The sequence below is a fragment of the Marinobacter antarcticus genome, from assembly GCF_011049865.1.
Taxonomy (GTDB): domain Bacteria; phylum Pseudomonadota; class Gammaproteobacteria; order Pseudomonadales; family Oleiphilaceae; genus Marinobacter; species Marinobacter antarcticus_A.
Genome location: NZ_DRGY01000075.1, coordinates 22,540 through 33,795 on the forward strand (window position 1 = coordinate 22,540; position 11,256 = coordinate 33,795).

Annotated in this window: 9 protein-coding genes; 4 read left to right on the plus strand and 5 right to left on the minus strand. The window is 55.7% G+C overall.

Going from position 1 to position 11,256, the window contains the following annotated elements; translation table 11 throughout:
- Nucleotides 1–9 precede the first annotated feature (9 nt).
- From ENI00_RS09430 to ENI00_RS09450, 5 genes are read right to left on the minus strand one after another with little or no spacing between them, the layout of a single operon-like run.
- Nucleotides 10–462, minus strand: a complete 453-nt coding sequence (locus tag ENI00_RS09430; protein ID WP_304101552.1) for a MaoC family dehydratase — start codon at nt 460–462, stop codon at nt 10–12.
- A 14-nt stretch (nt 463–476) separates the two neighbouring features.
- Nucleotides 477–1,265, minus strand: a complete 789-nt coding sequence (locus ENI00_RS09435) for a class II aldolase/adducin family protein (RefSeq protein WP_304101553.1) — start codon at nt 1,263–1,265, stop codon at nt 477–479.
- A gap of 5 nt (nt 1,266–1,270) precedes the next feature.
- Nucleotides 1,271–2,440 (minus strand): acyl-CoA dehydrogenase family protein, encoded by a 1,170-nt coding sequence (locus tag ENI00_RS09440; protein ID WP_304101554.1) that lies wholly within the window; start codon nt 2,438–2,440, stop codon nt 1,271–1,273.
- 10 nt (nt 2,441–2,450) lie between these two features.
- Nucleotides 2,451–3,647, minus strand: a complete 1,197-nt coding sequence (locus ENI00_RS09445; RefSeq protein ID WP_304101555.1) for an acyl-CoA dehydrogenase family protein — start codon at nt 3,645–3,647, stop codon at nt 2,451–2,453.
- Between the two features lie 32 nt (nt 3,648–3,679).
- Nucleotides 3,680–4,849: an acyl-CoA dehydrogenase gene (locus ENI00_RS09450; protein WP_304101556.1), complete on the minus strand. Its 1,170-nt coding sequence runs from the start codon at nt 4,847–4,849 to the stop codon at nt 3,680–3,682.
- Between the two features lie 247 nt (nt 4,850–5,096).
- Between ENI00_RS09450 and ENI00_RS09455 the strand changes: the two genes are divergently transcribed.
- From ENI00_RS09455 to ENI00_RS09470, 4 genes are all read left to right on the plus strand, one after another.
- Nucleotides 5,097–6,455 carry a hypothetical protein gene (locus ENI00_RS09455; RefSeq protein WP_304101557.1) on the plus strand — a complete coding sequence of 453 codons (1,359 nt, stop codon included), beginning with the start codon at nt 5,097–5,099 and terminating at the stop codon, nt 6,453–6,455.
- A gap of 142 nt (nt 6,456–6,597) precedes the next feature.
- The gene (locus ENI00_RS09460) at nt 6,598–7,425 is read left to right on the plus strand and encodes an IclR family transcriptional regulator (protein ID WP_304101558.1); all 828 of its coding nucleotides are present in this window, start codon (nt 6,598–6,600) and stop codon (nt 7,423–7,425) included.
- Nucleotides 7,426–7,605: 180 nt separating this feature from the next.
- Nucleotides 7,606–9,699 (plus strand): 3-hydroxyacyl-CoA dehydrogenase NAD-binding domain-containing protein, encoded by a 2,094-nt coding sequence (locus ENI00_RS09465; RefSeq protein WP_304101559.1) that lies wholly within the window; start codon nt 7,606–7,608, stop codon nt 9,697–9,699.
- 214 nt (nt 9,700–9,913) lie between these two features.
- On the plus strand, nt 9,914–11,098 hold the full coding sequence (locus ENI00_RS09470) for an acetyl-CoA C-acyltransferase (RefSeq protein ID WP_304101560.1): 1,185 nt from the start codon (nt 9,914–9,916) through the stop codon (nt 11,096–11,098).
- The last annotated feature ends 158 nt before the right edge of the window (nt 11,099–11,256 follow it).

An 11,256-nucleotide genomic window follows, 5' to 3' on the forward strand; every position in this document is an offset into this window, starting at 1 on the left:
CAGCCTCGCTCAGATCACGTACATAGCGAGGTTTTCTGCGACGCAGGCCGGTTTGTCCCGGCCGTTTATTTCGACGGTGGTTTTGTACGTCGCCAGCGTTCTTTTGTCGTCCACGGCGGCCACGTCTATCAGCTCAACTTTCGTGCGGATATCCGAGCCCACCGGCACGGCTGCTGGAAAGCGCAGCTTGTTCATTCCGTAATTGATAGTGGCGGAGGTGCCTGTTACCCGCAGCGCCTGAGGGTTAAGCCGGGAAATCAGGGAGACCGTCAGATAGCCATGGGCGACCGGGCTTTTCCAGGGCGACTCCCGCGTTGCCCGTTCAACATCCACGTGAATCCACTGATGATCCCCCGTGGCATCGGCAAACGCCTCGATCATGTCCTGGGTAATCGTCAGCCAGGGGCTGTAGCAACACAGGCGGCCTTTATGGCTCGCCAGCTCACTGAGCTGTATTTCCATCACCCTGCAACCTTCTATACCGCGTAACCGGGGTTTTTGCTGTCGAGAAGCCGCAGCAGTGCCGGCCAGGTTAACGCCGCTGCGCTACCCAGAGCCTGTGACTGGTCTGCGGTCGTTCGGATGGCCTGCTCGGAGGGCGTATGCACCGGGCCGCAACTCTGCGCTTTCACTTGTATCTCGCAGGCTTTCATCAGGAAGTACAGGTAGGTAAAGGTCTCAGGTACGTTTTTTCCCGCGGTGAGAACGCCGTGATTGCGTAGCATCATCATAGACTTGTTGCCGAGGTCTTTTATCAGCCGTTCACGCTCGTCCAGATTCAAAGCTACGCCTTCATAATCGTGGTAGCTCAGGTGCGCCAGGCAAAGCATGGCCGTCTGGCTTAGCGGCAGCAGGCCGTCTCTGTGGGCAGACACCGCCACACCGTCTGGCGCATGCAGGTGCATAACCGCACCGGCATCGTCGCGCCCCATGTGCACGGCGCTGTGGATGGTGAATCCGGCGGGGTTCACCCGGCCCAGGCCGGCAGATTCCACAACCTGCCCGTCGCTGTCTACTTTCACCAGCGACGAGGCGGTAATCTCGTGGAACAATAACCCATAGGGATTAATAAGAAAGTGATGTTCCGGGCCAGGCACCCGGGCAGAGAGATGGGTGAAAACCAGATCGTCCCATCCGAACAGGGCGACGAGTCGATACGCCGCCGCCAGTTCGGTGCGAACGTGCCATTCCGCGTTTTTCAGTGCATTTGCGTCGGCGCTTTTGTTATCTGCGCTACCGGTGATGTCTGCGGTGCCTGTCTTCATAGTGCTCATCCTGCCTGCAGAAGGGACGCGTAGCGCTCCAGATGGAAGTCATCATCGCCCAGTTGATGGTTGATCATGATCAAACGCTTGGCGTAATGGGCAAAATTGTACTCCCATGTCATGCCAATGCCACCGTGGGATTGTATACCCTGTTCTGAAATAAACTGCCCACTGCGGCCTATCACGTTCTTGGCGGCAGACAGCACGCGGCGGCGCTCATCGCTTTGCTCTTCATCGGCTACGCTGGCGGCCAGAGTGGCCATGGATCGGGCTTGCTCCAGCTCAGACATCATGTCGACCATGCGATGCTGCAGTACCTGAAACTTGCCGATGGGTACGCCAAACTGCTTGCGCTGCTTGAGGTAGTCCAGGGTCAGCTCGTTGGCCACTTCCATAACACCCACGGCTTCGGCGCACAGAGCGGCAATCGCACGGCCTGACTGATACTCGATTACTCTCGACGCGTGCGACGCGTGCGAGGCATTAGCCGCGTCGTCTTCGTCGCCCAGCAGCGCGTCGGCACTCACCTGAACATTATTCAGAGTAAGGTCACAGCCTTTGGAGCCGTCAATGGTCGGGTAAACCCGGCGCTCGATTCCGGCCGTATCCGCTTTAAGTGCAAACAGGCTGATACCGCTGGCATCGCGGGTATCGCCCGAGGTGCGTGCGGAAACCAGAATAACGTCAGCACAATGCCCGCCAATGACCACGGCTTTGCGGCCATTGAGCAGGTAGCCACCGTCTTTTTTCTCGGCGCGGGTTTCCACATCGTTCAGATTATAGAAACTCTGGGGTTCCTGAAGCGCAACCGCCGCTTGCAGTTCGCCGCTGGCAATGCCGCCCAGCCAGGTTTCTTTCTGGCTGTCGTTGCCAGCCTGACCGATCAGGCCACCGGCAAAAATAACAGACTGCAGGTACGGCTCCAGACACAGGCCGCGGCCCAGTTCGGTCATAACCGACTGCACTTCTACGCCGCCACCATCGAAGCCGCCGAGCTCCTCGGGAAAAGGAACAGCAGTCAGCCCCAGTTCGCTGAGCTGCTTCCAGAAATCCACGCTGAACCCAGCGTCGGTTTCGCTGAACGCCAGGCGCTTTTCAAAACTGTATTCACCGCGCACCAGGCGGGCCACGGTGTCCTGCAGCATCTGCTGCTCTTCATTGAGTCGGAAATCCATGGTCGCCTCCTTAAAGCCCAAGAATCATTTTCGATACGATATTTTTCTGGATCTCGTTGGATCCGCCGAAAATCGAGAGCTTACGGTTATTGAAATACTGAGCTGAGAGAGGAGCGGCGTTCTCGTCTGACAGGAACTCGCCGTCGTAATCATGGCTCAGTTCCTCTTCCACAAACGGAATGGCGTAAGGCCCTATGGCTCTGCGTGCCAGATCATTAATAGACTGGCGAATTTCCGTGCCTTTCACTTTCAGCATGGAGCTTTCCGCGCCGGGCATGCCGCCGCCTTCAACGGCTGCAATAATGCGCAGGTTGCTGATGGTTGCTGCCATAAGGTCAATCTCGACCTTGGCAATGCGCTGGCTGAACGTTGTGTCTTCAATCAGCGGGCGGCCATTCTTGATGCGACGGGAGGCCAGTTGCTTCAAGTGCGACAGAGCGGCCTTGGACAAGCCGATGCCGGCCAGACCGGTGCGCTCATAGGTCAACAGGAACTTGGCGTAGGTCCAGCCTTTATCTTCCTCACCAACAAGGTTTTCAACGGGAACCTTGACGTCTTCAAAGAAGACTTCGTTCACCTCGTGCTCGCCATCCAGAGTGATGATCGGCCGCACAGTGATGCCTGGCGTGTTCATGTCAATGAGCAGGAAGGAAATGCCGGCCTGTGCCTTCACCTCGGTATTGGTGCGCACCAGGCAAAAAATCATGTTGGCGTACTGGCCCAGTGTGGTCCAGGTTTTCTGGCCGTTCACAATGTAGTGGTCGCCCTCGCGCACAGCCCGGGTTTTCAGGGATGCCAGGTCGGAGCCGGCGCCTGGTTCGGAATAACCCTGACACCACCAGTCTTCGCCGCTCAGGATGCGAGGCAGGTATGTCTGTTTCTGCTCTTCGTTGCCGAACTTGATGATAACCGGCGCCACCATGTTCACGCCGAACGGCACAGAACGCGGTACGCCGTAATGGCAGGACTCTTCGTCCCAGATGTGCTTCTGAACCGGTGTCCATTCCACACCGCCGTATGCTTCCGGCCAGTGCGTGGCGTACCAGCCCTGCTTGCAGAGAATTTGCTGCCAGCGCTGGTGGTCTTCTTTGGACAGGTGGCGGAAACCCTTCACTTTCGCGGCAATGTCGGCCGGTAATTTCTCATCCAGGAACGCCCGCACTTCGTTTCGAAAAGCGAGTTCCTCGGTGGTGTAATTCATGTTCATTGGATAGCCTCGTCGTGTTGGGCTTTTGGATATCAGCTAAACGCTGCGATGCCTGTCTGACCACGGCCAAGAATCAAGGCGTGGACGTCATGAGTGCCTTCGTAGGTGTTGACGGCTTCGAGGTTCATGACGTGACGAATCACGTGGTATTCGTCGGAAATACCGTTGCCGCCGTGCATGTCGCGGGCAACCCGTGCGATATCCAGTGACTTGCCACAGTTATTGCGCTTGAGCAGCGAAATGGCATCCGGAGTGGCGTCACCGCTGTCCATCATGCGGCCGAGTTGCAACGCGGCTTGCAGGCCCAAGGTGATTTCGGTTTGCATGTCTACCAGCTTTTTCTGGATAAGCTGGTTGGCGGCCAGAGGCTTGCCGAACTGCTTGCGCTCGAGGGTGTAACTGCGGGCGGCGTGCCAGCAAAATTCAGCGGCACCCAGGGAACCCCAGCTAATGCCGAATCGGGCTTTGTTCAGGCAACTGAATGGGCCTTTCAAGCCCTCTACGTCCAGCTTGTTTTCCTCGGGTACAAACACCTCATCCATAAAGATGGAGCCGGTCTCTGAGGCCCGAAGCGAGAATTTTCCCGGAATTTTGGGGGTTTCGAGACCTTTTGAGCCTTCGCGCTCGATAACAAAGCCAGTTACTTTGCCGTCCAGCTTGCCCCAGACCACGCACACATCGGCAATGGGCGAATTGGTGATCCAGGTTTTGGAGCCACTCAGCAGGTAGCCGCCGTCCACTTTTTTGGCGCGGGTTTCCATGCCGGCCGGGTCAGAGCCGTGGTTGGGTTCGGTCAGACCGAAGCAGCCGACCATTTCACCAGAGGCCAGTTTGGGCAGAATGCGCTTTTTAAGAGCTTCCTGGCCGAAGGCGTGAATCGGGTGCATAACCAACGAAGACTGAACGCTCAGTGCGGACCGGTAAGCGGAATCAACACGCTCCACCTCGCGGGCGATCAGTCCGTAACAAACGTGGTTGAGGCCCGGGCCGCCGTACTCTTCCGGCAAGGTAGCGCCAAGCATGCCCAGGTCACCCATTTCGTTGAAGATGTTGCGATCGAACGTTTCATGGCGGTTGGCCTCGATGATGCCCGGCATCAAGCGCTGGTCACAGAAACTGCGAATGCTGTCCCGAACCTGGCGCTCGGTTTCGTCCAGTTGTTTGTCAAATTGCAGCAGGTCATCCCAAGGTGCAGAAGCCATGTTGTTTCTCCTCAATGAAAATCAGTTGTTAACTCGTTCAATAACAGCAGTAACGCCCGCCCCCGAAAGGTTTAACCCGCGACTCGGAAGATAATAGCTTCCGGGTTGTCATGTCATTTGCGCTAGTGTAATTTCATTCAGCGGAACTATGTTTTGTATTGGCTTAGCAAAAGACTAATCCGGGTGTGTGCGAAATGCAAGCAGAGACCATCTCTGTCAGAACCACTCTAATAAGGACAGAGCAGGTATGAATGCTGTAGATCGCTGGCTACTATCTTTGGCGGTTTTGCTTGAGTTGGTGGCCATATGCCTTTCCAATGGCCAACTCAGTGCCATCGCAGGCGTGTTGTTCATTGTCTGTTTTGTGTCTGCGGGTAATCGCTTACAGGCATACTCTCGTATTCTGTTGTTGGGTTCTCTGGCGGTCACCGCCTGGTTTGGTCTAAGCGGGCAGCTGGGCGCTGAGCGGTTGATTAAAGCGTCTGGCGACGCCGCATTTTACGCCGCATTTCTTGGCAGCCTGGGTATGATGCAGTGCCTAGCCAGGCGCTTTGAGGTGCTGCGCCGGATCCACGATGTGCTGCTGGGTGGCCGGCCGGTCTGGTTGTATCCCAAGTACGCTTTGGTCAGCTGTGGCATTGCCTCTGTTTTGAATTTCGGCATGATGAATCTGCTGTGTGGCACTTTGTCCGACACCCTGAGTGAGCGCGGAATTACCGGTGAGTCCAGGCTGCAATGGTTGCGAAGCGTGTTAACCAGTGCGCTTCGGGGCTTTGCGCTTGTGCCGCTGGTGGCGCCAACCAGTGTTGCTGTGGCCATACTGACCCGGGAGTTGCCCCAGTTAAGCTGGTCCATGCTTTTGCCCTACGGCCTGGCGGCGGCCGCGGTTCTGATTGCGGTGGGTTGGGTACTGGAGCGCCGGCGGTTCCATCAGGTCAGTCGTGAGCGAGCCGTTATGAAGCAGTGGCCGCCGGGCACGTTGAGGCTGCTGGGCCTGGTTCTGGTCGTGTTTCTCATGATGGCGATTATTGTCGCCTGGACGGATTTTAAAGTGTCCGTCGCCGCGATGCTGGCGGTGCCTTCCATCACGCTCCTATATATGGCGTGGCACGAAAGGTCGCTTGGGGTTGTACTGAAAGAGAGTATGACTCAGGTTTCAGCGATGAATAACGAGATGGCGATTTTTGCCGCCTCAGCAATTTTGGGCGTGACGCTTTCCAGCGTCATTCCAAGCGATGCGTTAAGCGGGCTGGCGACGTCGCCGGGTGGTATGTGGTTGCTTGCCGTAGCCGGGCTTTTAATATTACCGCTGCTATCAATGGTTGGGATTATTCCGATTACGGTGCTCAGTGTTCAGGCCGGTCTTCTGCCGCAGCTCATTGCAGAAGGCATGGATCCGATTCTTATATCGGTCGCTCTGGTTATCGGTTTTTCGTTGGCGATGATGCTTTCGCCCTTCGGGCCTTCCGTTATGCTGTTGTCCCGGTTTGGCCAAGTTCCGCGACGGGTCGTCGCATTCCGCTGGAATGGCCTGTTTGTCGTAATAGCGGTGCCATTATTGCTGTTGCTTCTGGCGCTCGAAATCGTTGTTTTGCCAACAATGTAGTAGAGGGCTTTCAGAGGTTTCTATTTTGTCAGGAGTTTGTGGTACTTGAGTTCATCAACCATTAACATGCGGCATATTTTTTAAACACAGCGTTTCAGCCCGAAACACGGGAGCAGGTGACGTTATTGGAGGACGCCACATTATGTCAAAAACAAAAACCCTTCCACCGGAACTGATGGCTGCTTCCGCTGACGACGATCCGGTGAAGCCGCAGAAAGACCGGAAGTTCGTGGAGGCGCTGTCCCGTGGTCTGGATGTGTTGCGGGCGTTCAGCCACGGGCCGGTTATTCTTGGTAATCAGGACATAGCCCGGCTGACTAACCTGCCCAAGCCCACGGTGTCTCGTATGACCTACACGCTGACCAAGCTGGGGTATCTGAGTTACAACACCCAGCTGGAAAAATACCAGCTCAGTTCAGGCGTGTTGGCGTTGGGTTATGCCTATGTTTCCAACCTGAAAGTCCGGCAATTGGCCAAACCCTACATGGATGAGTTTGCCCGGCAGACCAATATGTCCATCGGGCTGACCTGCCGCGATCGTTTGCACATGATTTACGTGGAAAACCGCCTGCCTCCGGAAGCCTCTCTGCTGCGAATGGATATTGGCCTCAAGCTGCCGATGGCAACCACCTCCGCTGGCCGCGCCTACTATTGCGCCGTCTCGGAGAAGGGTCGAAAAGTGATTGAAGACGCCATGGAGGTGAAATATGGCGCCGAATCCTGGCCCGAGAAAAAGGAAGGCCTGGATCGCTCCATGGAGGACTATAAAAAGTACGGCTTCTGTCTTTCCATCGGCGAGTGGGATCGCAACATCAACTCTGCGGGCGTGCCGGTTCATCTGCAGGACGGCACCATTATGACGTTGACCTGTGCCGCGCCGTCTTACCTGATTTCGGCTGAAAAGCTTCGGGGCTCTATTGCCCATCAGTTGGCGATGCTGGCAAGCGATATTGAGTCGCTGGGAGTCTAGCCGGGCCTCGAAACGCTATGCCCACCGGCCCGGAGTGTTACTCTGAAACCGCAGAATTCGTTCTGCGGTTTTTTTATACCCGGTTTTAAATGATGGTTGAAACCCGGAGAGAACTTGTATTAAATCGTACCTATGTTTCGCTTGTTAAAACTACATTCCATATAAAGCGAGGGAGAAATGATGTCTGAGGTCGTAACTTACAATCGTGAAGGCACTATTGGCGTAATTACTGTGAACTACCCGCCGGTGAATGCCCTCAGTTATGCGGTGCGTTCAGGCCTGATTGCAGCGTTGGAGCAAGGGCAGAAGGATTCCGCAGCCAACGTACTTTTGCTGGTGTGTGAAGGCCGGACGTTTATCGCGGGTGCAGACATCCGTGAGTTCGGTAAACCCATGCAGGAGCCAGGGCTGCCTGCGGTGGTTGAGCAATTCGAAAACAGCGATAAACCTCTGGTGGCCGCCATTCACGGTACGGCGCTGGGTGGCGGTCTGGAAACAGCGCTTGGTTGCCATTACCGGGTTGCGCTGAGCAGCGCCAAAGTTGGCCTGCCAGAAGTAAAGCTTGGCCTGTTGCCAGGCGCTGGAGGCACTCAGCGCTTACCGCGTTTGACCGGCGCGCAGAAAGCGCTGGAAATGATTACGTCTGGTGAGTTTGTGGGGGCGAAAGACGCTCTCGCGCTGGGCATTGTGGATGTCGTTGACGACGGTAATGACCCCAAAGCGGCAGGTCTTGCCTATGCACAGAAGATTGCGGATGAAGGCAAGCCGGTGCGCCGGGTTCGTGATCTGGCCGACAAAGTGGCGGCCGATAAGGGCAGCGACGTATTCGATCAGTTCCGTGCCGTGCTGCAAAAGAAAGCCCGGGGTCAGTTCTCCCCGTTCAAATGCGTCGATGCCGTGGAAGCCGCGGTTAATCTGCCGTTTGCCGAAGGCATGAAGCGCGAGCGTGAACTGTTTATGGAGTGTATGGACTCACCCCAGCGCGATGGCTTGATTCATTCGTTCTTTGCCGAGCGTGAGGTTTCCAAAGTTAAAGGCTTGTCGAAAGATACGCCGGTGCGCGACGTGAACAGCGTGGGCATCATTGGTGCTGGCACCATGGGCGGTGGCATCGCCATGAATTTCGCCAACGCTGGCCTCCCCGTAACCATCGTTGAGATGAAGCAGGAAGCTCTGGATAAGGGGTTGGGCATCATTCGCAAGAATTATGAAAGCTCTGCGAAAAAGGGACGCATCACGCAGCAGCAGGTGGAAGACCGGATGGCGCTGATCACCGGCAGCCTGAACTATGACGATTTTAAAGACGTGGATCTGGTGATTGAGGCCGTGTTCGAAAACATGGCGGTTAAAAAAGAGATTTTCACGAAGCTGGATGCGGTCTGTAAACCAGGTGCCATTCTGGCCTCCAACACCTCTACGCTGGATATTGATGAAATCGCGTCTGTTACCAAGCGTCCGGAAGACGTGGTGGGCATGCACTTTTTCAGTCCGGCCAACGTGATGCGGCTGCTGGAGAATGTGCGCGGTAGCAAGACGTCAGACGAGGTGAAGGCGACCGTGATGGCGGTGGCCAAGAAGATCAAGAAAGTGGGTGTGCTGGTCGGCAACTGCCACGGGTTTGTTGGCAACCGCATGCTGCACAAGCGCGGCACCGAAGCCATGGCTCTGGTCAACGAAGGCGCCACGCCGCAGCAGGTTGATAAGGTGCTGACGGACCTGGGTTATCCCATGGGTCAGTTCGCGATGTCGGACCTGGCCGGTATTGATGTGGGTTATCGGATCCGTGAAGAGCTGCGCAACGCCGGTGAGCAAGTAGCGCCCAGCTGGATGGATAAACTGGCGGAGCAGGAACGTTTTGGCCAGAAGACCATGGCGGGTGTTTACAAGTATGAAGAGGGCAGCCGCAAGCCCATTCCGGATCCTGAGGTGGAGCGGATTATTGAGGATTTCCGTAAGGAGCAGGGCATCCGTTCTCGCGAAATTACGGATCAGGAAATTCTTGAGCGTTGCATGTATGTGATGGTGAATGAGGCGGCCAAGATTCTGCAGGAGGGCATTGCGGATCGGGCTCTGGATATTGATGTGGTCTGGATTTATGGCTATGGCTTCCCGGCTTATCGTGGTGGGCCGATGTTCTGGGCGGATCAGGTGGGTCTGGATGTGATTCTGGCTGCTGTTCAGAAGTATCACTCTGAGGTTGGCGGTGAGCAGTGGAAGCCTGCGGAGTTGCTGACGCAGTTGGTTGCTGATGGTCGGAAATTTGGGGACTTGTAGGGTCTTTGAAATGGGTGCTGGCCTCTGATTGATCAAGCTTGGGGGCTGGCTCGGTGCGGGTGGTCTTTTCTTCTGGAAAAAACAACTCGCTTCGCTCAGACATTTTTTTCCGGCAGAAAAGACCACCCGCGCCAAGCCGGCTTGGCTAGGGCATTTGTACCGTTTTCGGACCCTTCGGTGGGTGGTGCTTTATTTTTATTTCGAGGTAACTTTTATGTCAGACGCAGTGATTGTTTCTACCGCACGTACCGGTCTTGGGAAGTCTTACCGGGGCGCTTTGAACGCCACGCACAGTGTGGATCTTGCGGGGCATGTGATTAAACACGCGGTTGCTCGCGCGGGTATTGATCCGGCGATTGTTGAGGATGTGATTCTCGGCGCAAGTTTTCAGGAAGGCGCACAAGGCAGGAATATGGCTCGTTTGGCGGCTATTCGGGCTGGGTTGCCGGTGACGACAGCCGGGATGTCGATTAACCGTTTTTGCAGTTCTGGTTTGCAGGCTATCGCTATTGCTGCGCAGCGTGTGGTTTCAGAGAAGGTGCCGGCGATGGTGGCTGGCGGTGTGGAATCTATTTCTCTGGTGCAGAACGATAAGCTCAACAGTTTTCATGCGACCAATGAATGGTTGATGAAGAATAAGCCTGAGCTGTACATGTCGATGATTGAAACGGCCGATATCGTCGCTCAGCGTTACAAGGTGAGCCGTGAGTCTCAGGACGAATACGCTCTGATCTCCCAGCAGCGCACGGCGGCTGCCCAGGAAGCGGGCAAGTTTGATGATGAAATTGTACCTTTTGACGCGACCATGATGGTGAAGGACAAGGAAACCGGTGAGGTCAGTAAAAAAGACGTCACGCTCACACGTGATGAGTGCAATCGTCCGAACACGACGCTTGAAGGTCTGCAGGGTTTGAGTGCGGTGCGTGGTGAGGGCAATTTTGTCACGGCGGGCAATGCCAGTCAGTTGTCGGATGGCGCGTCGGTTTGCACGGTGATGAACAGCACCTACGCTGAGAAGCACAACATTGAACCTATGGGCATTTTCCGTGGCTTTGCGGTAGCAGGGTGTGAGCCGGATGAGATGGGTATTGGCCCGGTCTTTGCCATTCCGCGTCTGTTGGAGCGCAATGGCCTGACCATGGATGACATCGATCTGTGGGAACTGAACGAAGCCTTTGCGTCGCAGGTGGTTTACTGCCGTGATCGTCTGGGTATTCCCATGGAAAAACTGAATGTTAACGGTGGCTCTATTTCTATTGGTCATCCTTACGGTGTTACCGGCTCTCGCCTTGCTGGCCACGCGCTGATTGAAGGCAAGCGCCGCGGCGCCAAATACGTTGTCGTTACCATGTGCGTTGGCGGAGGCCAAGGCGCAGCCGGACTGTTCGAAGTTGTATAACTGGCGTTGAGCCTGCCCCGGGGAGGGGTGCCTTTTCTTCTGGGAAAAACAACTCGCTGCGCTCAGACATCTTTTTCCCGCCAGAAAAGGCACCCCACCCCGCGTCCAGCACCTTCAAAGGTGTTAGCCCTCCAGATTACTAACAGGAAGCACTTACC

What these genes read in the sequence shown, in the direction of transcription:
- ENI00_RS09430 (WP_304101552.1), bottom strand. Translation starts at nt 462, where the DNA reads ATGGAAATACAGCTCAGTGAGCTGGCGAGCCATAAAGGCCGCCTGTGT.
- ENI00_RS09435 (WP_304101553.1), bottom strand. Translation starts at nt 1,265, where the DNA reads ATGAAGACAGGCACCGCAGACATCACCGGTAGCGCAGATAACAAAAGC.
- ENI00_RS09440 (WP_304101554.1), bottom strand. Translation starts at nt 2,440, where the DNA reads ATGGATTTCCGACTCAATGAAGAGCAGCAGATGCTGCAGGACACCGTG.
- ENI00_RS09445 (WP_304101555.1), bottom strand. Translation starts at nt 3,647, where the DNA reads ATGAACATGAATTACACCACCGAGGAACTCGCTTTTCGAAACGAAGTG.
- ENI00_RS09450 (WP_304101556.1), bottom strand. Translation starts at nt 4,849, where the DNA reads ATGGCTTCTGCACCTTGGGATGACCTGCTGCAATTTGACAAACAACTG.
- ENI00_RS09455 (WP_304101557.1), top strand. Translation starts at nt 5,097, where the DNA reads ATGAATGCTGTAGATCGCTGGCTACTATCTTTGGCGGTTTTGCTTGAG.
- ENI00_RS09460 (WP_304101558.1), top strand. Translation starts at nt 6,598, where the DNA reads ATGTCAAAAACAAAAACCCTTCCACCGGAACTGATGGCTGCTTCCGCT.
- ENI00_RS09465 (WP_304101559.1), top strand. Translation starts at nt 7,606, where the DNA reads ATGTCTGAGGTCGTAACTTACAATCGTGAAGGCACTATTGGCGTAATT.
- ENI00_RS09470 (WP_304101560.1), top strand. Translation starts at nt 9,914, where the DNA reads ATGTCAGACGCAGTGATTGTTTCTACCGCACGTACCGGTCTTGGGAAG.